Source organism: Lacunimicrobium album (genome assembly GCF_052161635.1).
GTDB lineage: Bacteria > Planctomycetota > Planctomycetia > Planctomycetales > Planctomycetaceae > SXPC01.
Genome location: NZ_CP197413.1, coordinates 4,897,850 through 4,922,500, shown reverse-complemented (window position 1 = coordinate 4,922,500; position 24,651 = coordinate 4,897,850). Strand labels below are relative to the sequence as shown.

Genomic DNA, 24,651 nt, shown 5'->3' with positions numbered 1-24,651 from the left:
GAGGTAGCGATTTACCAGTTGGGTCTCCATGTCTGTTTTTAAGTAATCGTTCCAGCAGCCTTTCACTTCGACAATGCAAGTGACGAATTCTATTTCACCGGTGGGAGAATCGATGGCTGCCGTGACGAGGAGATCCAAGTCTTCTCCTTTTTTGACGCTAAGTTTTCTTCGGATCTGGGTTTCGCGGGAAGAGAAGATACCACGCCCGTGAAGATCACTTTCGAAGTGGTGCTTCACGAAGTCTGAAAGCTCTTCCTCTTTCTTGGGCTGACGTTTCCCTCTGATTTCATTCCAAAGAAATTGAACCAGAGGGGTTTCTCCCTGAAGTTTGCGTTCGAGGTCTTCGAGGGACTCCAGCAAGAGTTGCTGGAGTTCGTCTGCGCTTCTGACGAGGTGTGAAGTTGAGGATTCGATGAAAGAGTAAAAGTTTGCTGTGGTTAGCGGTACCCAGGTCTTCTGGCGGGCAATGTTTTTTGAGGTTCTTGCAACCCGTTTGAGGTATTCGAGTTGTGGGAACTCTTCGGCTAACTGATTCAGGGTGGCTGAAGCGTGAAATGTACCGTTGGAAGTCAAGAGATCGAGAACGTGACGCTTGAGATCGGCGATATGATCGATGGAGCGTCCGAAACCATTGTGCTCTTCTTCTCGATCGGGGAATTCGGTCAAGAAGAGGCGGAAGAGATTCGCCAGTTGATCAATGCTGAGTTTCGCCACTGAAGCTTTTACGTTGTCGTGTTTGTGGGCGACTATCTGGGCGACCGAGCGAAAGAATTCGGGGTCCGACTCAAACTCACGGAAAAGAACATTCCATGCGGTAGTGGCGTTTTTTGCCCAGAGGGAGGCTGCGGATTGACACGCAATCAGCTTTTGGCGTTCGTCTTGTCTCGACATCGCGTTCTCCATGGCGAGATTGACTGCCTTGATGCTTTTGCGTTTGAGCATCCAGTCGATGATGTCGGCGTATGCCTGGGGGCCGAAGTCGTGCGATTTGAGCAGATCGACGAGGAATGTCTCGACTCGCGGGTCCCAGATCTTCTCGAGTTTTCTAATCTCGAAGCAATATTCGCTCGTCTCAATCAGGCATCGAATGCGGAAGACCTCGAGTACCACTTTAGGAACACGTTTGTAGAAAGACTTAATGAGCTTCTTTTGGTAAAGCAGCTCTTCTTTAGAAACGCCTTCGAAATTCAATCCGGTAACGATGGTCGCCAAATCGGCCCAGTGGGTATTGGGAACCGCCTGAGCGAGTTTCTTTTCTCGAAGCAGCAATCTCAGTGCGCGGTACGCTGCTGTATCCGGGAAGTAGATCGTTCCGGTCTTGTAAAGCCATTCATTTGTCTGAGGTTTCCAATTTTTGAGATATTCAGAAGCAGCCGCGACGATTCGCTCCTTTTCACCGTTGCTGAGTAATTTCCACCCGGGAAGTTTGGTAACTACGCTCGTGAACTGAAGAGACCACTGGTGTCCAGTCGCCGTGTTTTCCAATGAGCGACAGACTTTCCAAAAGCTTTTGCTCTGGCCTGTCTCGCAAGCATTCAGAAGGTTCACGGTAATTTTTCGCAATGCCCTGCGGCTTCTCTTTTTCGGACGGGGATTTGTACGTTCTTCATTTTCTCGAATCCAATGCTTCTTCAGGCCTGATGCGAGTCGCGATGAGAGCTCGATTGGGTCAAACCAGTCGGCAAAAGCAGTGCGGATGTTGCTGTGTTCCTCACGGAGCAGAAGGATTTCATTTATTCCGTTGAGACTGTTGTATTGAAGGAGTCGTTTGGCGATCGCACCCAAATTTGCAACCTGATTGGCGTCCACAGCAGCGATCAGGCGTTTCAGTATGGCGTCTAAATCAGGGGAAGCCAAAAGAGGCGGAATGGTGTCGAAGAACGCGTGATCCTCGTACTTTGAGGAATCAAGCAAATCAAGAATTTGATCAATCAACTTCCAACGGGTTACAGTATCCAGATCTCGCAGTTGTGCCGGGTCTATCTTTAGATGTCTGTAATGACGGTGTTCACGTACAATAATTTCGGCGACAAGCTTTTGTACGTGAGCGTTTTCAAGTTGATTCATCGCAAGCTCAAGAGTTTTCTCTTTTGCTTCTTTGAAGTCATCGCTCCAGTCGCTCGGTGGAGTGTGAGAGAGCCACCAAGTTAGAGCCGGAATCACATCCTCCGAGAGTAGATGATCAGGGAGAATGTGATGGCAGAACATCCTATATTGTCCCAGCATTCTTCGGCGGGGTTCTTGCAGGGAGGTGAACATCGTGTCGGCAGGGATGAGTCTGCGGGACCATAACGACGTGAGAATGGCTCCTTTGATTTCGTCGTCGGGATCATCTGTTCGTTTTGAAGTGAGCAGCAGAATGAGCTGTTGGATTTGTGAGTCATTGCCGATCTTGGCGAGTGCGGTGACTGCCTGGGATCGGATGTGTGGGTCGTCGTCGAGGTTTAACGCTACATGCAAGAGTGTCGGGCATGAGTCGGTTTCGTGGCATGTCTCTGCGGTATCGATCGAGAATCGGCGGGTCGCGATGTTGAGAGAGCTGTCGAGGATTGCTGGGTTCAATTGAGCGGCAAGGCCTTGGTGCTGGAGTCGAGGGTAGTATTGGCGGAGGCCCCAATTTCCGTCGTCGATTTGTTCGCTTTTGAGCTGATCGATCAGCGACGAGACAAGCTTTTCTTTCATTTCGTTTGATGCGACAGAGACGTCGCTGCGGAGGAGTGTGAGGGGATCCCTTTCAGCAATCAGGAGAAAGAGATCGTTGTTCATGTCTGCCGCCCAGGCTGCGGCTTCCGAAAGTTGGGGGACGATGCTGGACTTGTCTTGGGGATGAACGAAGAGGTTTAGAAGTCTCGATGCTTTGACATTATTTGTTACGTATTCAGCAGCCAGGAATTCCAGATAAGTTTGGTGTTGGAAGCGAAGGGTTTCGAGTCCATCGGCGGTGAAGATGGCGGTGTCGAGGACTTCGTTGAGTTCTTCGATAGTTATTCGGCGTGGTGCGCCATGGATTTTCGTGAAGCCAGTCGCAATGTCTTCGAGGGAGAGTGATTGGGAGTCTCCTTGCGATGTTGTGTTGATGGACGTTTTTCCTGTGAACATCGCCACGGCGGCGATCTGGCTGGCGATTGTGAGGCGTTGGTCCGGGAGGAGCGAAGGGCTTCCGATCTCTTTTCGGTATGAGTTCGTCTCGTCGCAGAGATGGCGGCAACCTTTTCGATATAGGTCCAGTCGCGTTCGCGGCAAAGAGCCTGTTTGCTTGAATTCTTTGAGAAGGAAATTGAGGCCGATGGGCGTGCGGGTGAATTCAGTCGCGGATGATTGGTTTAGTGATTTTTCGAATGCGGCGGGATCGATGCCCGATTGATGAAGCGCTGTTTCGAGGGCATCAGCATCGAGTGGCAGCAGGTCGAGAACGCGGACGTTGTCTTCTCCCCAGAGTTCTTTGAAATCGTTTTCGAGGGCCGTGCTGGACCATGGCAAGCTCCGGCAGGTGATGCGAAATTTGAGGCGATGGAGATGTTGGCTTTCTTTTGTCAGATTGCGACTCAAGATTCGAGCGATTTGCGAGAGCTTAATGCGCGCCTCGTCGAGGCTATCCAGATAGAGTTCGAGTTGTCCATTGCCAGATTTCCAATCGCGGAATGCTTCGGAATCAAATACGTCTGCCTTCAGCGATGACTCGCTGTCGTAGGAGTTGAGATAGACGACGGGGAGTCGGTTTTCGCATGTCGACGCGTGATAAAGGGATTTCAATTCGGTGGTTTTGCCGATGCCAGGTTCGCCGAGCATGACTAGGCAGGGATAATTTGCGAAGTTGGACAATGGGGCTGATGGACAGTCGGCATGATCTGAGTCTGATGTTGGACGGGGTTGCCATTTTCGAGTCCAATGGAAGTTCATTGACGAGCCTGATTTTGGGTGAATGCAATCGATGGATCGGCATTGTAACAAAATAGCAGTGGGCTTGGGCGTTGCCTGCGGCCCGGGCTCTTCGTTGCGATCAGTCCCAAAGCTGCCTGATCTCCACTGCGATCCCTAACGCGGTGGCGGAAGGACAGATGGCGCCTGCAAGTTCGAGTACTGGTTCGGCGTTGAGCGGTAGAGAGAGTTGTCGAGATTAGATGGTAATTTTGGTAGAATAGTTGGTGGTTGGTAAGTTTTTCTCGGGGGGATGTTGGATGTCGCTGCAGCCGGATGTGAATAGTGCTTTGGGTGTTCGGTTGCGGCCGGCGATGTATGTGGGGGGGCGGGATTATTTTGGGTTTATTCAGTATTTAGTTTGTGCGGTGGAAGTGCATCTGAATCACGGGGCAACGTGGATTGATGTTGTTGGTGGGGAAACGATAAGGGTGGCTTCGGATGCCTTGTTGCCGGTACGGGTTTTGGAGGGGGGAGAGGTTGAGCCGTTTGATCGTTGTCGTCTTGTGGAGGGGAATGCAGACCAGACTGATGCAACCATTTTGGCTGGGTTATCACGGGAGTTGACGGTTTGTGTTGATGATGGGAGAGAAGCGGTTCGGGGGAACTGGAAAGAAGGAGTACGGGTTTCGTTTGAGAGGGGGGAGTCAGGGTCGGGGGTGTCGTCGCTGGAGTTGGTGATGGTTCCGGATCAGACCATCTTTTCAACGACAACGGTATCGCCTGCCGCTTTGCGGAGTTATTTGAGGAGGATGTCGTTTCTTCACTCGTCGCGACGGTTTCGGCTGGTCCTGGGGGATCAGCCGGAGGAGTACTTTCAGACAGATGGGATCGCGGGTTTGTTTGATGCGATGATCACGCCGTTTCAGGTTTTGCACCAGCCGATTCATTTTCGGATGGGAGGTGGCGACCTCGATTTAGAAGTGATCTTTGTGTTTCATAGTTGGCATCAGGATCATGTCTGGTCGTTTGCGAATCATGGGCGTGTACCGGAAGGCGGGCCGCATCATCAGGGCTTTTTGAAAGCGATTCGTCGGCTGCGGAAGAAACTGGGGGTGACGCCGGGGGTGCTGGGGTTGTTGTCTTTGATGAGTGATAAGCTGGTGTATAAGGGGTGTATCAAAGAGAAGTTGGGCGATCCGACGCTCGCTGAGAGGGTGGCGAAGTTGACGGGTCGGGGGATTGAGGAGTGGATGTCATCGCATGGGGGAGAGACGTTTGAGACTCTTGAGACGTTTCAGTTTGCAGAGAACTGGTATGGGATGAGAAGTTCGGGTGGGTGATGAGTTGAGAAGGCTATCGTGAGGAAAAATGGGAGTCGTACGGAGATACGGAATGGGGTGGGGGTGTGCCTTCGGTGGGCCGTTTGTTGGTGAGGGGGTGTTGGCGCGATGCCCTCATCCGCCCTTCGGGCACCTTCTCCCGGGGGGAGAAGGGAGCTATCGTTGCTTTTAAGGTGGGGTGGTGAGCAGGGTGGCGGCGAGGTTAGTGCGAGTGTTTGGTGTCATGGTGGTTGGTTTTCGTGGGTGGGTTAGTGGCGGGGGTTTCTTTGGTGGGTTCGAGGATGACGAGTTCTTTGGCGTCTTTGGGGTGGACCATGACGACGAGGATCTTGGCGGGCTTTTTCGTATCGGGGTTGCGGCCGACGCGGTGGAGGATCATGGTGGGTTCGTGGAAGGTGTCGCCGGCTTTGAGTGTTTTGACGGGGTCGTCGCCGATGGCGAATTCGAGGGTGCCTTCGAGGACGTAGCCGTAGACCATGCCGGGGTGTCGGTGGGGGGGATGGGACTCGCCGGGGGAGAATTCGACGGTGAATGTGGTGGCTTTCATGGGTTCGGAGGTGTGTGAGACGACGTCGACGGACTGCAGGATTTTGATGTGGGCGGTCATGTCGTGGGGTTCGTGTGCGGAGGCGATGTGGGTTACACCGAGTCCAACGAGCATCATTAAGGCAAGTAATCGTTTCATAGTTTTCTCCGGATGGTCAGGTAGGAGGGAGTTAGGCTGGTAGATGTTTTGAGGTTGACGTTTATTGCGCGTTGGCACGGCCGACACGGCCGTGGCACACGGAATGGGGACGGAATGGGCTATGTGTTGTGGAGTTGTTGGGCGAAGGCTTCGTCGGTGGCTTTGGTTTGGGCGAGGAGGTAATCGATGGAACCCAGATCGGAGTGAAAGGCGATGGCGAGGCGGTTCCAGATGTTGATCAGGCCGATGTTGAGGGTGAGGGTGGCGAGTTCTTTGTCGTTGAAGTGTTTTTGCATTTTGGCGTACAGCTCGTTTGAGATCTGCTGCGACTGGCTGATGCGGGTGAGTTCTTCGGTGTATTCAAAGGCGGCTCGTTCGCGTTCGGTGTAGCAGGGGGCTTCGCGCCAGGCGGAGACGAGGTCGATGCGAAGTTCTGTTTCGCCCTGTTGACGCAGGCGTCGCATGTGCATGCTGACGCAGTAGGCGCAGCCGTTGATGACGGAGGCGCGGAGTTTGATCAGTTCGATGAGGTTCAAAGGGAGGCCGCTTTTTTCGACGAGGCCTTCCAGGGACATCAGGTGCTGGACTTCTTTGCTGAGCAGTTGGGGGTAGTTCATGCGTTGGGACATGATGGGAGCTCCTGTGGAGGTTGGGGGGGATACAAACTTCGAGACGGTTAATCGCGCAGGTGTGGAGAACGGAGGGTCACTGAAATCTGGGGGCTGGGTCGAAACTGAATCGACACGAGACTTGATGCCGCATTTGGTGCGGTTCGCGGAGCCTCACCAGCACCCTACTGTGAAACAGATGACTCAACAGCTGCTTGAATCTGTGGGTATCTTAGAGCTAATCTGGTTGTTCAAAAGATCCACTTTGATGAAACTCGATGGAACCACTTTCGATGGTCAAGTCACGCGAGCAGTTCGAGTTTGAATCGATTCGGCTGATTGATGATGGGGAGAGGCCGTTGTTTCGTCAGTTGGAGGATCATCTGCGGGGGGCGATCCAGTCTGGTGAGCTTCGGCCGGGGCAGAAGTTGCCTTCGACGCGTCAGCTGTCGGCGACGTTGCGGGTGGCGCGTAATACGATTCTGAATGCTTATGATCAGCTTCTCAGCGAGGGGTATCTTGAATCGACTCATGGATCGGGGACGCGGGTTTCCAGTGAGCTGCCGGAGACGACGGTGCTTTCGACGTCGCCAGTGGTGAGGCAGAAGCCGTTGAGGAAAGCGGCCGTCCGGCTGTCTCGATATGGGCAGACGATGGCGAAGTTTCAGAACTGGGTGCCTGAGAGTGGTAGTCCGCGTGCGTTTCGGCCTCACATGCCGGCGATTGATGAGTTTCCGCTGGATGTCTGGAAAAAGCTGACGCTGCAGCAGTCGCGGCTGCTGAACTCGAAGCATCTGTCGGGTGTCGAGGCACAGGGGTATCGGCCGTTGCGTGAAGCGATCGCGGATTATATGCAGGTCTCACGCGGGGTGACGTGCGATGCGGACCAGATCCTGATCACGTCGGGAGCGCAGCAGGGGTTTCTTCTGGTTTGTCAGTTGCTGCTTGATCCGGGAGACTTTGTCGGGCTGGAAGATCCTGGCTATATGCCGGCTCGTCAGGTGGCGAGTTTGTCGGGCCTTGAGGTGATCTCTGCGACGACTGACGAGGAGGGGATTGTGATTGATTCGTTGAGGCAGCGGGACTCATCGCCGCAGCTGATCTATGCGACGCCTGGCGGGCAGTGGCCGCTGGGGATGACTCTTTCGTTGCCTCGTCGACTGGAGCTTTTGAAGTTCGCGCAGACTCACAACTGCTGGATTCTTGAAGATGACTATAATGGCGAATTTCGTTATGTAGGGCGACGACTGCCCGCGATGGCGAGTCTGGATACGTCGGGGCGGGTCATCTATATGGGGTCGTTCAGCAAGCTTCTGTTTCCTGCGATTCGCCTGGGGTTTCTCGTTCTGCCGAGGGAGGTTGTCGGGACGTTTCGTTATGCCCGCTGGCTGACGGATCGTTACTCGCCGTCGCTGTGGCAGATGGTGTTATGTCGGTTTATTGAGACGGGGCAGTTTCTGAAACATGTTCGTCAAATGCGCGTGCTTTATGCGGAGCGCCAGCAGGTACTTTGCGATGGTTTGCGAGCGACATTCGGGGATGATCTGCGGTTTACTCAACATCCCTCGGGGATGCATCTGGCGATTTTCGGGCGGACGAAAGCGATCGAAAAGGATCTCATCCAATCTGCGAAGGACGCGAAGATTGATTACCATCCGGTCGCGATGTACACGCATGATCCGAAGCTGTCGGCGGGTTTGATTCTCGGGTTTACGGCTTACACGCCTGCCCAGATGTCCGAGGCTTTAGGGCGTTGGGGCAAAGTTTACGAGGGATGCCGGTCTCGCTGAATCTGCTGACTATTTGCGACAGACTCTGATCTGCGGAGATTTTGTTGTTGGACAGCGACCGCCAGCGCGGGAGAATGGTGGTTACTGCTGAAGAAAAAAAACGCTGGTTGTTTTCTCGACATGCGAGTCGAATCATGTCTGGTTTTGTGCTGATACTGTTGACGTTCGCGTCGTTGTTGTCTGGTCTGTGGGGGCTTTATCGGGACCTTGCCTTGCCGTTGGCTGATGGGGGGCTGAACTGTCTGTGCGGCATCTATATGACGACGACGTGTTTTTTTGCGATCCCCCCGTTGATCGACAGTGTTTTGAAGCTGCTGTTTGGAGGGTTTCTGTGTTGGCGAACACAGACTGGCTGGATGGCTTCGCAGCGAGTCCTGCTTCTGCTGATGGGGCTTCAGGGGCTGATGATTCCGATTGGTATCGGTTTCCAGTACCGCGTGATCAACCAGGCTGGGCATCCGACTTCGATGCTGGTGATGCCTGCGATTGTGCTGACGATGGCGCAGCTGGTTCTTATTGGGTTGAGCTGGATGATTCTGGTGTATCTTCGCAGTTCAAAGATCAAAAGACGTTTTGCCGGGAACCGTCAATCCACTCCCATGACTCGATCGGCGAGTCCTGCTTGAGGGTGTGTGGTTCGGGAAGTGATGGCTATTCTTGTGACACTGGTGACTGGCCGGAAGTCGGGGTGGCCAGCAGAGTGATCGATCTGCAGCCGACATTGCGGTTACGGGACGTCATTGATCCGTTAGGCATCTCTTGACGTAAGTCATTTCTGGGACGAGTCATCGGCAGAGACGATGATCATTGCTCGAAATTTCCCTGATGTGGCGCGGCCTTCGCATCTGCCATAGGAGGACCAATCCCCGGCCATCTCATGCGAGATGGCTCTCCCCGCATTGAAGGAGACAACTATGAGAATTTCCATCGCAAAACCGTTCCTTGCACTCAGCCTCGCGACCCTGATTGCCTCGCCTGTCATGGCACAGCAGGCTCCGCCGACATCGGCACCGCCTAAGTCAGAGCAGCCGAAGGGGACGCCGACCAAGACTGAGCAGCCCAAAGCTGAGCCACCCAAGGTTGACCCGCCGAAGACCCAGGCCCCCAAACCTGCTGATGAGCCGAAGACCTCGCCTGAGCAGATGAAGCAAGAGCAACAAAAGCAGGATGAGCAGAAACAGAATCAGGACAAACAGAATCAGGACAAGCAAAAACTGGACGAGCAGAAAAAGGATCAGCCAGCTGATTCAAAAGCGAAGCCTGATCAAAAACCAAATGACACTCAACAGCGGAACAACAATAACAATAAGCCTGATGTGAACGTCAATATTCAGCAGAACAATCAACGCGTTCTCAACAACATCCAGGTCTTCAACGTCACGACGCTGCCGGAGCGCATCCGCGTCGAACGGATCTACACGATCTATGAACTTCGCGACAATTCTGGCATGGTGACTGTCGAAGGAACAATGGGTGAAAAACGACGAATCTTCCTGAACGAAGAGACCTTCCTGGTTACCAATCTGAGAGACGCAGCGGATCGGGAATATCCGGTTCTGCTTGGCAAAGAATCAGCCCTTGAGAAGATGAACCTGCAGAAGGGGGATCAACTCAAAATCGAAGGACACGATGGAGTTGTTAATGACAGGCACATGCTTGTTGCTTTCAAGGTGACTCGACAGGGAAATACGGTCACCGTAAAACTGGGACCGGATGGGATTATTGTGCGTGAGGTTGCCAAGCCGATTTCGAACTGAGCCCATTAGTAGATACTTATGCTTATTCAGAGATGAATGCCTTGGCGGTGATTATCGCCAAGGCATTTTTTGTTCGTTTAGCGCTCATTCAAACTGACTGCTCGTCTTGAAATGGTCGAAAAATCGTGATCAGCCCGCCGTTCCGTTAAGTTTCGATGAAGTCTGTGATTCGCTGATAACAAACCGGTTTCGCCTGGCAGTATTCAAGTTGCGTCCATCGTCTTCTGAACAACGCCGTTGTCTTGTGGCAAAGTTCAGTTGGCCATCTGTATCACGACATATTGACCCAGCGGAATCTTACATGTTGACTCGTTTATCTCCCCAGGCATCCCCGGCCATCTTTCCACAGCAACGCCGCATCGGCTTCACGCTGATTGAGCTGCTGGTTGTGATTGCCATCATCGCTACGCTTGTGGCCCTGCTTCTTCCAGCCGTCCAGCAGGCCCGCGAAGCGGCTCGTCGCTCGACTTGTAAGAACAATCTGCGACAGCTTGGTATTGCGATGCACAACTATCATGACGTCAACAATCGACTGCCGATTGGGTCAATGCGAGCTGGATTCCGAAACGGTGCCAGCCAGGTGGCGATCACGGTCAGCGGTTATACCTGGTTCCGACGCATTCTTCCTTACATCGAACAGGGGGCGATCTATGACGCGTATAACCAGAACGCCAACTACTATTCCGTTGACCCGAATCGCACGCTCAGCCAGACGCTGATCCCGATGATGACCTGCCCCAGCGATACACCGGCTGGATTCTTCAATGAGATTCCGCAGTACAATTATCTGGCCAATGCGGGGAACACCAACATCGGCAAGGGGAATGTCAACGGCGCGACGTTCAGTCCTGGCCCGTTTGATTTCTCTGACAAAGTTGAAGGCAAGGCTACTCCTTTCGCGGATGTCATGGATGGGTTGTCCAACACGATGATGATGGGTGAAATTCGTGTCGGAGTTACGAGTCCTGATTATCGCGGACTCGTCCAATACGGCATGAGTCCATTCGTGACTGGCAACCTTCCTCCAAATACTCCCATTGCTGACCTGGTCCCCAATGGGCAGTGCGTGAGTACGCCAGAGATGCCTTGCAGCATCGCTGCCAATGGCACGACAACGACCCCTTACACGCACCAGCTTTCAATGCGCAGCCGACACGCGGGAGGGGCCCATCTTGTTTTGTGCGACGGGTCAGTCAAGTTCTTGAGTGAAAATGTTGACGTCAATGCCGTCCGTTCTTTGAGTACGATGAACGGTGGCGAAACGCTGCCTGAGCTGTTCTAGTCTTCCGATTTGGCAGGGGGCTGGAGGGGCATTGAGTCGCAGCCAAACTAGATTTGATGCCACAATTGGTCCGGTTCGCGGAGCCTCACCAGCACCCTACGTTTCTAGTGGCAATCACTACTTGACTCAGCGTGTTTTTCTTCTCTGTGTGCCATGCTTGCGGCTTTGAGTAAGCATGTTCTGGGCATTCCAGCGTCAAACGAAACAGCATGCTCACCCGAAGCTGTGAGCATGGCACGACTTCATCAACATCCAACTCACTACTCTCCTTCAGGCCTGATCATGAACTGCCCTTTGTTCCGACAGCTCCGACTGACTGTTTCTGCTCTTCTGGTTGCGATTGCGCTGCATGGTTGTGGCGTGGCTGATCCGTATGGTCGCAATGAAATCAGCGGCTTTATCAAGCTGGATGGCAGCCCGCTGTCTGAGGGCTCGATCGTCTTTTTTCCAACGGAATCTGGCCCGGTGGTTTCTGGCACGACGATCCAGGACGGCGTCTATCAGCTGGCCCGCGAACGAGGCCTTCCTGCTGGCTCTTATAAAGTGACGATTGAGTCTCGCGTTGTCGCCAAGCCATCGAACAAAACAGCCGAGGAACAGATGGAGCTTCCTGATCCGACGGTCTCCATCATCCCTGCAGAGTACAATTCGAAATCAACGCTGAGTGTTGAGGTCCGTGATGGTGAGACGAATGTTTTTGATTTTGATTTGAAGAGCAAGTAAGCCGGTCTCAGTTGAGACAGCTGGTGCGGTAACGCCCTGAACATGCTTGCCCAAAGCTGCAAGCATGGCACTCTGGCACGTTGGATTCGGCACGCCATTCGTTGGTGATCGGGTGCAATGCGGGACAGCGGCTCGGATGGAGCCTCGGCCTCACGGTTGGGAGATTATGGGTTGTCGGTTTTGGGGGGTGTTGGTTCTTCTTTTTTCGGTTCCGCGGGTGTGCCGAAGGCTTCGTCGACTTTCTGGTCGACGGGTTTCATTTCTGGTTTTTTCTCGGGTGGTTTTGCGCCGGGGAGAGTGGGATCGAGAAGGCGGGCACGTTGGCGGTCGGCTTCGGCTTCTTCTTTCTTACCGGCTTCGTCCAGCTTTTTGGCTCGCTCCCAGTAGGCTTTGGCGACTTCCTGATCGAACCTGAGCGACTTCTCAAAGTCTGCGATGGCTTCATCGAGATGGCCGAGCATCAGATGAGCGGAGCCACGCAGGGAGACGGCCAGATCCTGATTGGCTTCGAGTTCCAGAATGGCGTTGGCAATTTTGATCGCTTCTTCGGGCTTGTTCTGGATGACGGCGATCTCTGCTTCGAGGAGCATGCCGACGATTTTTGTAGTGTCGGCGTCTTTGAGTTTCGCGGCGAGCTCAGCGGCTTCTTCCGTCTGTTCCTGCTTGAGGTAGTGACGAGCCAGTTCTGCCTGGAGCGTGACGTTCTCGGGATGGGCACGCAGCTGGGCGAGGAGCGACTGCAGCTCTTCCAGCCAGGCGATCTTCTGTCGATCAGCCATGGCGAGGTCTTTTTTGCCCAGCTGTTCGTAGGCCATGCCGCGATGCAGATAATGTTTGGGCAACAGAGGAGCGAGTTCGATGGCCTTGGAGAAATCCTCGACGGCCTTCTCCAGTTCGCCTCGCTTGATGAGGGCTAAGCCACGGTTGTTGTAGGCGTTGTAGTAGCCTGGATCGCGTTTGATGGACTCGTTGAAGTTCTTGATGGCTTCTGCGAAGTTCCCGAGTTCCCAGTAGGCGAAGCCACGGTTGTTGTAGGCGTCGACGTAGTTGTTATCGATCATGAGGGCTTCGTTGAAGTCATTGACGGCCATCAGGAAGTCTTTTTGGGCGACCTTGATCATGCCGCGATTGTTGAACGACTTGGCGAGCTTGGGGTTCAGCTCGATGGCTTTGGTGAAATCCGCCTCGGCGCCGACGAGTTCGTTGGTCGACATTTTGACAAAGCCGCGCGAGTTCAAATGCTCGGCGTTATTTGGTTCCAGCTCAACGGCCCGGGTGAACTCTTTGATTGAGTCCTGGATGCGACCCGTTTTGGCGTAGAGTTCTGCGCGCAGGGCGATGAAGGGGACTTCTGGTTTCTCGCCCTGGAGGGCTGCGTCGAGTTTTGCGAATGCCTCTTCGACTTTGCCTCGGTTGATCAGTTCGCGGATGGCTTTGATCTGCTGGGTTTGTGGGTCAGCTGGGGCTGCGGTCGATGTTTCGACGGTGTTGGTCGTTGTTGCTTCGGCGGGGGGTTTGCTTTCGCCTGACTTCTCTTGAGAGAAGGCGAGCCCCGTTTGCAGGCAGGCGAAAATCAGAAAACTCGTGGTCATCGACCGGAGAGAGAAGAGGGTCGACATAGTCAGCCGGTATCCGTGTCAGAACAGGTAAGCGAAATTGTCTCTGACCTAACATGAGACGCTACTTATGTTTGTAACGGCTTTTACTGGAGCGGGTCAAGTCCGCGCTCTGGAACGAGGCGAGGACGTCCCTTTCATCACGATCAGCGCATAAAAAAAACGGGACGCAGGACGTCCCGTTTACTGATTCAGCAAATTGGCTATCGAGTCACGGCAGCCTGATCATTGGTTGTAGCAGGAGCAGCAGCGGGGGGATTGATCGAAGGCATGCCGGGTTGGAGGATGTCGCTGGCTGGTTTATTGGCTTGAAGCCACTGGGCCAGAGGTTGCAGCTTGTTGTTGTCCATCGGCTTGCGGTTTCCGACGACTGGCTCGACGAGTACTCCGTTGACGACTTTGACGGCGTTTTGATAGGCATCGGTGACCAATGTCGCCGATGCACGGAAAGTTGATTTCTTGACGAGTTCGAGGAGACCGGCGCCTTTGGCTGCTTCAGAATTGCTTTCCGGGTGGAAGCCCAGATAGAGATTCCAGAAGCAGGTTGACCAGTAAGACAGCGTTGGATACCGGTTGTAGACAGAGCCCATTTCGTAGGTCAGTTCGGCCAGTTCGTAAGTCACGAGGGCCATGTTGATCGACGGGTTGTCGAACGGAACTCGCCCCAGACTGCGGGCTGCTTCGCAGCGGACCATCGGGTGACGACTGCGGTCATTCATGGATTCCAGGAGAACCTGAGCCACGAAGGGCTGTTGTTGGAGGTTCACTGAGATATTGCAGGCCCCCAAGGCTCGGGCGATGACCATCTGATACCAGGGGTTTGTTTTGGGTTCTTTGAGCTGCTGAGCCAATGTTTCAGCAATCTTCATGCGGATATCGACTTTGGGGTCTCCATCCAGACAGATTCGCTCGACGCCTTTGACAGCTTGAATCTTGACGGCTTCATGTTGATTTGGATTGTTCAGGATCTCGAGCATGACATCGAGAGCCCCCACATAGGGACGAGCTGGTGTGCGGCGAATGGGATTGGCTTTTTCTCCGTTCAGGCTTCTGAGGAGAATGGCAGCGGCAATACGGACGTGAAGCTGGTTATCGAGCAGCAGCTTGGCGTTTTTGGTGAATTCCTGGAGGGCGTATTCACGGGCGGGAGCACCTGTTCCGTAGAGCTCCATATCTTTGACGATCTCGTCGACGCAATCGCGCAGGCTGCGTCGGTTCTCTTCCAGGGACAATCGCAGGGTGCGGATCCGCGCTCCCTTGGCGAGCAGATCCCGTTCTGCTGGAGTCAGGTTATCCGACTTGAGAGCCTGGCGGAACTTGCCGTTTTCGGTCTTGTTGAAGACGGTATAGTCGTCGGCACGAATCAGCTCATTGACGATGAGAAACTGATCGCGCCATTTGGGGTCAATCTGGTCGGGCGCGAATTCCAGGTCGTCCTGTTTCAGAGGCTCGAGTTGGGCCTTGAGGTCGACAGGCTGCATGCCTTCTCCGCCGGAGCCACCAGGAAGCATTGCACCGGGGGGCTGTGCGAAGGCGGTGCTTGCCCAGCTCAAAGCCGTCCAGACCGCCGCAACGACGAGCAGAGTAGCGGCCACTTTGCCGGTCAGTTCGCGTTTTGCTTCGAGTTCACCTTCGGCGGTGGCTGCGCGGGCGTGTGGCTGCGAAGAGTTTTCAGACGGTTGACCACCAGAGTCGCGAGAAGAATGTGGCATGGCGTCGCTGACCAATCGATTGGAAAGGATTTGGAAGGTTTTTCAGTTGAGACGCGTCATGGAATGAGGCGATTTCACTGTTGACCATCTGGCCCGAAGAGAGGCTTGCTCGGCATAAAGTCATGCCAAGCCGCGAGATGACGTGTGCGAGATCACTTTGATAGTATATCAGCCAGTTTCCATAGAAAACACCGTTTTTGAGTTTTCAGACAAGTTTCGGCGGCTTTGCGTGGTGTGATTCCTTGTACAAAAAGTTTGACGCCTCCGAGGAGTCTGGCTTGATCAGGTTTGCTTATCCTTGCTGACATGACAGTTCACCCGGAGTTTTCCGACAATCTGACACAGTCGGCTATCGAATTTTTCTCCTCTAAAACTTACTGAATCCTCATCAGGCTCGTTCTTTTCAGCGGGTCTGGAATTCTCTAGACTTATGGCGTTCAAAAGTGGATTTGCGCAAGATTGCAGACAGCGGGGGACTCGCCCTGCTGAATTGCCCTGATCCACCTTTCCGATCGTTAAAGCCAGCCTACAATACTCAGGTTGTCAAACGAGTGTTGAAGTTGTCTTGAGCCATGGAACTCGATCTAATAGGCTGTTCTGCCCTTTCGAAGACCGATCCGGTAAAAATTGTCTACAACGGAACCCTACATGTCTGAACAAGTCGCCAGCGACGGAGTGATGGCGGGAATCGATCCCGCTGAACTAGAAGAATGGTACGAATCGCTGGAAGACGTGATCCATCGCTACGGCCCGGAGAAAGTCAAACAGCTCCTGGTCAACCTGCGTGAGCGCGCTTACGTTCGTGGTGTGATGATGCCGTTCACCGCGACGACCCCTTATATCAATACGATCCCGCTGGAAGATCAGCCTCGCTTTCCGGGGAATCGTGAGATCGAACAGCGCATTAAGTCGATCATTCGCTGGAACGCGATGGCGATGGTCGTGCGTGCCAACAAGTATTACGACGGCGTCGGCGGTCACATTTCGAGCTATGCCTCGTCTGCGACCCTGTACGAAATCGGCTACAACCACTTCTTCCATGCCCGCACCGAAAACCACACGGGCGACATGATCTACTTCCAGGGGCATACTTCGCCCGGGATGTATGCTCGCGCTTTCCTGGAAGGTCGGCTGACGGAAGATAACCTAGTCAAATTCCGACGCGAAGTTCCACGCGGGACTGGTCTGTCGAGCTATCCCCACCCGTGGCTGATGGAAGACTTCTGGCAGTTCCCGACCGTTTCGATGGGTCTGGGCCCGATCTGCTCGATCTATCAGGCCCGTTTCCTGCGCTATCTGCGCGACCGCGGGATCATCGACACGAGCCAGTCTCACGTCTGGTGCTTCCTGGGTGACGGGGAAATCGATGAGCCGGAATCTCTGGGAGCCATTACACTGGCGTCTCGCGAAAATCTCGACAACCTGATCTGGGTCGTCAACTGTAACCTGCAGCGTCTGGATGGACCGGTCCGTGGAAACGGCAAGATCATTCAAGAACTCGAAGGTGCCTTCCGTGGTGCTGGCTGGAACTGTCTCAAGGTTGTCTGGGGTGACGATTGGGATCCGATTCTCGCCAAGGACGAAGACGGCAAGCTCGTCAAACGCATGGGCGAAATCGTTGATGGTCAGTACCAGAAGTATGTCGTCGCGGGCGGTGCTTACATCCGCGATCACTTCTTCGGTTCCGATCCGGAACTCATGGAGATGGTCGATCACCTCTCTGATGAGCAGCTCGAGAAGCTCAAACGTGGTGGTCACGATCCCAACAAGGTCTACGCCGCGTATAAAGCGGCCTACGATCACACCGGGTCGCCAACTGTCATCCTGGCCAAGACTATTAAGGGCTATGGTCTGGGCGAAGCGGGCGAAGGTCGCAACGTTGCTCACAACAACAAGAAGATGAATCTCGAGGAACTCAAGCAGTTCCGCTCTCGCTTCAACATTCCGATCAGCCCGGAAGATGTCGAGAAGATGCCGTTCTACAAGCCGGCGGAAGACAGCGAAGAGATGGTCTACCTGCGTGCTCGTCGCGAGCAACTGGGTGGCTTCGTTCCTGCCCGTAAGCCGACGACTGAGCCTCTCAACATTCCGCCGATTGATGACAAAGCGTTCGTCCGTGCCCTGGCTGGTACGGAAGGAAAAGGAACGTCATCGACGACACAGTCCTATGGCGCGATCCTCATGGGTCTGATGCGTAACAAGGACATTGGTAAGCTGATCGTGCCGATCATTCCGGACGAAGCCCGTACCTTCGGTATGGAGAGCTTCTTCACGAGCTTCGGGATCTATTCGAGCAAAGGTCAGCTGTACGAGCCAGTCGACCGCGATCAGATGATGTACTACAAGGAAGCAACCGACGGTCAGGTCCTCGAAGAGGGGATCAACGAAGCGGGCGCGATGTCGAGCTTCGTGGCAGCGGGAACTGCGTACGCCAACTTGGGCGTGCAGATGATTCCGTTCTACGTTTACTACTCGATGTTCGGCTTCCAGCGTGTCGGCGATCTGATCTGGCTGGCTGCGGATGCCCGCGCTAAGGGATTCCTCGTCGGTGGAACGTCGGGACGCACGACTCTCAACGGCGAAGGTCTGCAGCACGAAGACGGTCACAGCCAGCTGATGGCAACGACGGTCCCCTGCCTGATCTCCTACGATCCCGCCTACTCTTACGAGTTGGCCGTCATTATTCAGGACGGTCTGCGTCGGATGTATGTCGACAACGAGAACGTCTTCTACTACCTGTCGGTTTACAACGAGCAGTACGACATGCCTGGCATGCCGGAAGCCAATCGTCAGGAAGTCATCGAAGGAATTCTCAAGGGGATTTACAAGTTTGGCAGCACCGATTCTGGCGAAGGTCAGAAGGTCCGTCCTCAGCTGTTCGGCTCGGGAACGATCTTCCGAGAAGCTCTGCGTGCTCAGTCGATCCTCAAGGACAAGTACGGCATCGGTTCCGATCTCCACAGTGTCACGAGTTACTCGGAACTGGCCCGCGATGCGATGGCAACGACTCGCTATAACTCCCTGCATCCGGATCAGGCTCCGAAGAAGTCTTATCTGGAAACGAAGTTCGACGGCGTGACGGGTCCATTCGTCTCGACCAGCGACAACGTCCGTCTCGTGGCAGATCAGATCCGTCAGTGGGTTCCAGGACGCTATGTCGTCCTCGGAACGGATGGCTTCGGTCGCAGCGAAGAGCGAGCCACCCTGCGTCGACACTTTGAAATCGACGCTGAGTGTACCGTCTACGCGACGCTGCATGCCCTGGCTCAGGATGGACAGTTTGACAAGGCGAAGCTGCCTCAGGTGATTAAAGACCTGGGGATTAACCCTGATCAGGTTGATCCGCGGACTGCGTAAGGAATTCTATTATGAGTGTCTCTGTATTGGATGAATTTCGCATGGGGAGTGTTGAACTCCCCAAAGAATTGCCTATTCAGAACATCAAGGCGTCGGAGTATGAGGACGTCGAAGGAAACCCTGCGATCCTGATTAACGTCTGGCTGAAAGAGAACACGAATCCAGATACTATTTCAGGTGCGAACATCCTCGACATGAAACGAGCGATTCGTAGATGGTTTCTAGAAAAAAATGTCGATCTTTTCCCGTACTATCAACTTGAGGTTATTAACGAAGAGCCGGCTGAAGGTGATCTGGAATGATGCATGATGATTTGCTTGCTCAGGCCACGCACCTTGCAACGCTGGAAACCGGACGCCCCAAACTAGCGAATCTTCGTCGAGCCGTTTCGAGCCTTTATTATTCTTTGTTTCACTATCTCATTTTCCATTCGACTTGCGAGATCATGGGAACTCAACCGGCAGAGTCTCGCTTGCGACATGTCCTGGCCAGAGCCTATGAACATGGCCGAATGAAAGAAGCATGCGATTCCTTTAGTCAGCCCAGGATCAAGAAGGATCGATTTCGTGATTTAGATCCACACGGATATCCAGTCGGTTCAGAAATACAAGATATCGCGTCAGTTTTTGTCGAGTTGCAGGATCTTCGACACCGTGCGGACTACAATTTGAATCGAAGATGGAGCCGCTCTGAAGTACTTACTCTTATCAAGTCCGTAGAAGACGCTTTGTCAAAGTTCGAGTCACTGAAACTCAAAGATCCCCATCGCTCGTTTTTTCTCGGCAACCTCATTGCCTGGAGCAAGCATTAGATAACGGACCGGCTTATAATCTTTTTTGACTAAGCCTTAAGCCTTAATCCCTAAGCGCAAGATAGACCACCATGCCTACCGAATTTAAGCTTCCTGAAGTTGGCGAAGGCGTTAAATCCGCTGATATCGCAGAGATCCTCGTCAAGGAAGGGGACACGATCACGTCTGGTCAGATCGTGGCTGAGATTGAAACGGAGAAGGCGGTCGCTGAAGTCCCCTGCAATATCGCAGGGAAGGTCGCCAAGGTGCACGTCAAGCAGGGTGATACCCTTGCTGTGGGCGGTGTGCTGCTGACGATCGAAGAGTCGAATGGCGCAGCCAAGTCTTCTGGTGGCGAGTCGAAACCGGCTCCTGCTGCTGAGAAGAAGACGGAAGCTCCCAAGGCAGAAGCCGCTCCGAAGAAAGAAGCCCCGGCTCAGAGCTCGGGTGGCGGTGGTGGTTCTGTCGAGTTCAAACTGCCGGAAGTGGGCGAAGGGGTCAAGAAGGCTGACATCGCGGAGGTCCTCGTCAAAGAAGGGGACACGATCGCCGTCGGTCAGGTTGTCGCAGAGATTGAAACGGAAAAGGCCGTCGCTGAAGTTCCGTCGTCGGTCGCGGGTAAGATCACCAAGGTGCACGTCAAGCAGGGTGACTCGGTAGATGTTGGCGGCGTTCTGCTGACTGTTGAGACAGGAGCCGGAACCGGCAGTGGGTCTTCTGCTCCAAAGTCTGCTCCCGCTGCGGAATCAAAGCCAGAAGCCAAGAAAGCTTCTCCGAACGCGGATGTCGCGCCCAGCCCGGCTGGGGGCGAGAGCAGTTTCGCTCAGCCAGATAAGACTGCTGCTCCTGGCAAGAAGTCGGCTGACAGTGACCTGGGTAAAGAGCGTCCACCCGCACCCGCCAGTCCGTCAACACGTCGACTTGCTCGCGAACTCGGCGTCGACCTTTACGAAGTTAAAGGAACTGGTCCTGGCAGTCGTATCACGACGGAAGACGTCCAGGCTTACGTTAAGGCACGCCTGACCAAGCCAGCGGCTGCGTCTCCAGCCGTCGCGGGTGGTCCGGTGGCTCCTCCGCCACTGCCTGACTTCACGAAGTTCGGCGAAGTTCAGCGCGAACCTCTCAACAAGATCGGCAAGACCGCTGCTCAGCACCTGACGATGTCGTGGAACGTCATTCCGCACGTGACCCAGCATGAGATGGTCGACATCACGGAGATCGAAGCCGCCCGTCGCATGTTCCTGGCAGGACGCGGCAAGGATGGTCCGAAGGTCACTATGACTGCGATCGCTATCAAGTGTGCTGTCACGGCCCTTAAGGCGTTCCCGAAGTTCAACTCCAGCCTCGATCCTGCGACGATGGAAATCGTCTATAAGAAGTATTTCAACATCGGCGTGGCTGTCGATACGCCCAACGGGCTGGTCGTTCCGGTCATCAAGGATGTCGATAAGAAGACGATCCTGCAGATTGCCGATGAGCTGACGCAAATCTCGGGCAAGGCTCGTGATCGCAAGCTGAGCATGGACGACATGCAGGGCGCGACCTTCACGATCACCAACCTGGGTGGAATCGGCGGTTCGTACTTTACGCCGATTGTCAGCTATCCGGAAGTCGCGATCCTCGGTATGTCGCGCGGGACCAAGCAGCTCGTGATGGCCAATGGCCAGCCTCAGGAACGTCTGATGCTGCCACTGTCTTTGTCGTACGACCACCGCGTCGTCAATGGAGCTGATGCGGCCCGGTTCATCGTCAAGCTGTCTTCTCTGCTGTCTGATCAGTTTACGCTGATCGCGGAACAGTAGACCGTTTCAACTCTCTGAACAAGAGGTTGGAACGCAGAGCTCGCTGAGGGGAGCAGAGGTCGCAGAGAAGTTTCACTCAAGGTAACAATCTTTGCCTGCTCCATCTTTACCATTGTTTAATTCAAAGTTTGGAATCATCGATCGGTAACAATATTGTGATCAGGAACTCTGCGTCCTCTGCTCACCTCTGTTGCCTCTGCGTTCCAACCCTCTCCGGCGATTCATCAAGGTTCGACATCCATGCCAATTAATGCCCCCTCACATGCGGAAGTCGTTGTTATTGGAGCCGGTCCTGGCGGGTATCCGGCGGCGTTTGAAGCTGCTGATCATGGGAAGAAGACGGTTCTGCTGACAGACGACGTTGCAGCCGGCGGGGTCTGTCTGATCCGTGGTTGCATCCCTTCGAAAGCTTTGCTGCACGTTGCCAAGCTGATCAACGAATCGAAAGAATCGTCTCATTGGGGCGTCACGTTCCAGGAGCCCAAGATCGAGCTCGACAAGCTGCGTGCTTACAAAGAGAAAGTCGTTGGTAACCTGACGGGCGGCGTGGCTCAGCTGTGTAAAGCGCGTAAGGTCGATCTCGTCAAAGCACACGGCCGGTTTCTCGATTCGAAGACACTGCTGCTGACGGCTGCTGATGGTTCAACGTCGCAGATGACGTTCGACAACGCCATCATCGCGACGGGTTCTACCCCGACGATGCCGCCGATTTTCAACATCGGCGATGATCGGGTGATGGATTCCACCGGGGCTCTGGCCCTCAAGGATATTCCGAAGAAGCTGCTGGTCATTGGCGGGGGTTACATCGGGCTGGAGATGGGTTCGGTATACTCGGCCATCGGTTCGGAAGTGACCGTCGTGGAAATGACGGCTGGCTTGCTGCCCGGTGCTGACCGTGATCTCGTCAAGCCGCTGGCCAAAGCGCTCGAAAGCCGCTTCAAGGCGATTCACCTCAACACTGCCGTCAAGAAATTGACTGCGACGAAAGAGGGGATCTCAGCCGAGCTTGAAGGGGAAGGGGTGACGTCGCCTCAGGTCTTCGATCGCGTTCTGGTTTCCGTTGGCCGTCGGCCCAACAGCAAGAACTGTGGTCTTGAAAATACGCGCGTTCAGATCGACGAGAAGGGCTTCGTGAAGGTCAACGCCAAGCGTCAGACGAGCGAGTCACATATCTACGCGATCGGGGATGTGGCTGGCGAGCCGATGCTGGCTCACAAGGCGACTCGTGAAGCCAAAGTGGCGGTCGAAGCCCTGCTTGGGGAACCGGCTGCATTTGACAACATCGCGATTCCTGCCGTTGTCTTCACTGATCCGGAACTTGCGTGGTGTGGGATCACCGAAGCTCAGGCACAAGTGCAAGGCCTGGATGTCAAGGTCGTCAAGTTCCCATGGGCGGCTTCTGGCCGTGCTCAGTCGATTGACCGTACGGAAGGTCTGACAAAACTGATCTTCGAGCGGAAGACCGAGCGTCTCCTCGGTATGGGGATCGTCGGACCGGGTGCAGGGGAGATGATCGCAGAAGGGGTCATCGCGGTCGAATCTGCTCTTGTCGCCCGCGATCTGGCGCAATCGATTCATGCTCACCCGACCCTGTCGGAAACGATCATGGAATCTGCCGAAGCGGTCTTTGCTCAGGCGACGCACTACTTCCGTCCGAAACGCTAAGCTGGTCAGCGTCGATAGCAAGGATTGTCAATTCCCGTCTGGAACGGACTGGTTAATGGACGTACGATATGAGTACGCATCCTTTCCGTTCCGACCGGGATCGCTTTTATGACACCTGCCACATTGCCTGACGCATCGACCGAGTCCGCTCCTCAGCGATACTCCTTTTCGATTGAAGAATACCTTCAGCTGTTTGAAAAAGGGATTCTCGCTCCCGACTTGCGCACCGAGTTGATTGATGGAGAGATCATCCAGATGACGCCACCGGGACCGGAGCATAGTTCGTTCGTGCTGATCGCCAGCGAGTTTTTGCGACGTTGTTTGCCATCTGACTGGTATGTCGCGACAGAAATCGTCGTGAAGTTGGGAACGCATTTACCCGTTCCGGATATCACGGTCTTTCAAGGACATCCGCTCGACTATGCGAACCAGTACTTGACGGCCGACAAGATCGGCGTGCTGATCGAAGTTTCCAAGTCGAGCCTTAATTATGACTTGGACTACAAAGCCAGACTTTATGCAACTCACGGCGTTCAACAGTATATTGTCGTGGATATCGATCGCCGGGAGATGATGTTCTTTCAGAATCCTGGAAAAGCCAAGTATGGGAAAAAGTCGAAACTTAAGCTCAATGAGCAGTTGACTATGCAGTTGGCAGGCACGCCGTTGTCATTTTCCTTGAGCGATCTTTTGAAGCGTTAAATTTTCGAGTACTTACTTATGACTCCATCTCAAATTGCAGATCGACAACGGGCGGGGGCTGACCCACAGCGTTATCGCTTCTCGATCGAAGAATTTTTGAAGCTCTATGAAGTCGGCATTCTTCCGCCCGATTTCAAGGCGGAGTTAATCGATGGCGAGATCATCGAACTCTATCATGCGGTTCCCTATCGCTTCTCAATCGAAAATTACATCCAGCTGTATGAATCCGGCATACTGCACGAAGACTTGCGCACTGAATTACTTGATGGAGAGATACTCTGCATGACACCGCCAGGGCCGGAGCATATCTCGCAGGTTTACTTTTGGGCCAAATACCTGCGTCGAAAGGTCTCAGCGGAGTTGTGCATCATCACAGAATCGCCCGTTAAGATTGGCTCCGATCTCGTTGAGCCGGACGTCACAGTTTTTCGGGGACCGGACAAAAAGCTGACGAAAGGCTTCCTTCAGCCATCTGATGTTGAGTTACTGATCGAGATTTCAAATACGACGCTACGATACGATGTCGTCCAGAAGTCCCGGCATTACGCCCGCTTTCAGATTCCACAGTTATTGGTTGTTGATGTTCGACAGAACAAAGTGACGTTTTTTCAACAGCCGAGATACGACGAAGTCAGTGGTCTTGCGACCTATGAACAGGTCTCAACGTATCAACGTTCCGAGGAAATCACCGTCACCCTCGGCGAAACGACGCTCACGTTTACTCTCGATCAAATCCTGCAAGGTGAGTGAGACGGGCAACAAAAAAAGGGAGCTGTTGAGCTCCCTTTTTTGATTTACGCTGATCAGACTGCGATTAAGAATCGCGTTTGGCTTTTTTGTCCTGCTTGGCGGCTCGCTTTTCTTTCAGGTTGGCGACTGGTTTTTTCTTGGTTTCTTTTTTCGCGCCGTTGTCTTTATTCGCCATGATGGCACCTCTTCAAATGATTCCCGGGGGATGTGA

General features: G+C 53.9%; 18 protein-coding genes (1 of these 18 running past the window's edge). 13 read left to right on the top strand and 5 right to left on the bottom strand.

The features are described from left to right. On the bottom strand, window positions 1-3,789 hold the 5' portion of the coding sequence (locus tag SH248x_RS19745; RefSeq protein WP_459556044.1) for an NACHT domain-containing protein. It extends 201 nt beyond the left edge of the window; the window shows 3,789 of its 3,990 coding nt (coding positions 1-3,789); its start codon is at window positions 3,787-3,789; the stop codon falls past the left edge of the window. 389 nt (window positions 3,790-4,178) lie between these two features. On the opposite strand from SH248x_RS19745, the gene SH248x_RS19740 reads away from it, so the two are divergent. Continuing rightward, entirely contained in the window at window positions 4,179-5,201 is a 1,023-nt protein-coding gene (locus SH248x_RS19740; RefSeq protein WP_459556043.1) for a hypothetical protein, read from the top strand. Window positions 5,202-5,403: 202 nt separating this feature from the next. Here SH248x_RS19740 and SH248x_RS19735 read toward each other — a convergent pair whose 3' ends face one another. Together SH248x_RS19735 and SH248x_RS19730 are read right to left on the bottom strand one after the other, a co-directional pair. Continuing rightward, window positions 5,404-5,886 (bottom strand): cupin domain-containing protein, encoded by a 483-nt coding sequence (locus SH248x_RS19735; RefSeq protein ID WP_459556042.1) that lies wholly within the window; start codon window positions 5,884-5,886, stop codon window positions 5,404-5,406. Between the two features lie 119 nt (window positions 5,887-6,005). Then, window positions 6,006-6,515: a carboxymuconolactone decarboxylase family protein gene (locus SH248x_RS19730; protein WP_459556041.1), complete on the bottom strand. Its 510-nt coding sequence runs from the start codon at window positions 6,513-6,515 to the stop codon at window positions 6,006-6,008. Between the two features lie 257 nt (window positions 6,516-6,772). On the opposite strand from SH248x_RS19730, the gene pdxR reads away from it, so the two are divergent. The 5 genes from pdxR to SH248x_RS19705 all read left to right on the top strand — a co-directional run bounded on the left by pdxR (window position 6,773) and on the right by SH248x_RS19705 (window position 12,046). Then, complete coding sequence (pdxR, locus tag SH248x_RS19725; RefSeq protein WP_459556040.1) at window positions 6,773-8,284, top strand: aminotransferase-like domain-containing protein; 1,512 nt, start codon at window positions 6,773-6,775, stop codon at window positions 8,282-8,284. Window positions 8,285-8,418: 134 nt separating this feature from the next. Beyond that, a complete protein-coding gene (locus SH248x_RS19720; RefSeq protein ID WP_459556039.1) occupies window positions 8,419-8,910 on the top strand; it encodes a hypothetical protein in 492 nt (163 codons plus the stop codon). A gap of 288 nt (window positions 8,911-9,198) precedes the next feature. Further along, entirely contained in the window at window positions 9,199-10,041 is an 843-nt protein-coding gene (locus SH248x_RS19715) for a hypothetical protein (RefSeq protein WP_459556038.1), read from the top strand. A gap of 301 nt (window positions 10,042-10,342) precedes the next feature. Further along, on the top strand, window positions 10,343-11,323 hold the full coding sequence (locus tag SH248x_RS19710) for a DUF1559 family PulG-like putative transporter (protein ID WP_459556037.1): 981 nt from the start codon (window positions 10,343-10,345) through the stop codon (window positions 11,321-11,323). A gap of 231 nt (window positions 11,324-11,554) precedes the next feature. Then, entirely contained in the window at window positions 11,555-12,046 is a 492-nt protein-coding gene (locus tag SH248x_RS19705; protein ID WP_459556036.1) for a carboxypeptidase-like regulatory domain-containing protein, read from the top strand. A gap of 164 nt (window positions 12,047-12,210) precedes the next feature. Here the strand turns inward: SH248x_RS19705 and SH248x_RS19700 are convergent, their stop codons facing one another. Both SH248x_RS19700 and SH248x_RS19695 read right to left on the bottom strand, forming a co-directional pair. After that, window positions 12,211-13,665, bottom strand: coding sequence for a tetratricopeptide repeat protein (locus tag SH248x_RS19700; protein ID WP_459556035.1), 1,455 nt, complete (start codon window positions 13,663-13,665; stop codon window positions 12,211-12,213). Window positions 13,666-13,865: 200 nt separating this feature from the next. Then, the gene (locus SH248x_RS19695; RefSeq protein WP_459556034.1) at window positions 13,866-15,374 is read right to left on the bottom strand and encodes a HEAT repeat domain-containing protein; all 1,509 of its coding nucleotides are present in this window, start codon (window positions 15,372-15,374) and stop codon (window positions 13,866-13,868) included. A 648-nt stretch (window positions 15,375-16,022) separates the two neighbouring features. On the opposite strand from SH248x_RS19695, the gene aceE reads away from it, so the two are divergent. From aceE to SH248x_RS19660, 7 genes are all read left to right on the top strand, one after another. Further along, a complete protein-coding gene (gene aceE / locus SH248x_RS19690; RefSeq protein ID WP_459556033.1) occupies window positions 16,023-18,731 on the top strand; it encodes a pyruvate dehydrogenase (acetyl-transferring), homodimeric type in 2,709 nt (902 codons plus the stop codon). Between the two features lie 11 nt (window positions 18,732-18,742). Then, window positions 18,743-19,033 (top strand): hypothetical protein, encoded by a 291-nt coding sequence (locus tag SH248x_RS19685; protein ID WP_459556032.1) that lies wholly within the window; start codon window positions 18,743-18,745, stop codon window positions 19,031-19,033. Then, the gene (locus SH248x_RS19680) at window positions 19,030-19,542 is read left to right on the top strand and encodes a hypothetical protein (RefSeq protein ID WP_459556031.1); all 513 of its coding nucleotides are present in this window, start codon (window positions 19,030-19,032) and stop codon (window positions 19,540-19,542) included. Before SH248x_RS19685 ends, SH248x_RS19680 begins: the two co-directional genes overlap by 4 nt. A 71-nt stretch (window positions 19,543-19,613) precedes the next feature. Further along, complete coding sequence (locus SH248x_RS19675; RefSeq protein WP_459556030.1) at window positions 19,614-21,323, top strand: dihydrolipoyllysine-residue acetyltransferase; 1,710 nt, start codon at window positions 19,614-19,616, stop codon at window positions 21,321-21,323. 240 nt (window positions 21,324-21,563) lie between these two features. After that, complete coding sequence (lpdA, locus tag SH248x_RS19670) at window positions 21,564-22,988, top strand: dihydrolipoyl dehydrogenase family protein (protein ID WP_459556029.1); 1,425 nt, start codon at window positions 21,564-21,566, stop codon at window positions 22,986-22,988. Between the two features lie 108 nt (window positions 22,989-23,096). Next, window positions 23,097-23,690, top strand: a complete 594-nt coding sequence (locus SH248x_RS19665; protein WP_459556028.1) for a Uma2 family endonuclease — start codon at window positions 23,097-23,099, stop codon at window positions 23,688-23,690. An 18-nt stretch (window positions 23,691-23,708) separates the two neighbouring features. Next, window positions 23,709-24,440, top strand: a complete 732-nt coding sequence (locus tag SH248x_RS19660; protein WP_459556027.1) for a Uma2 family endonuclease — start codon at window positions 23,709-23,711, stop codon at window positions 24,438-24,440. Window positions 24,441-24,651: the final 211 nt, after the last annotated feature.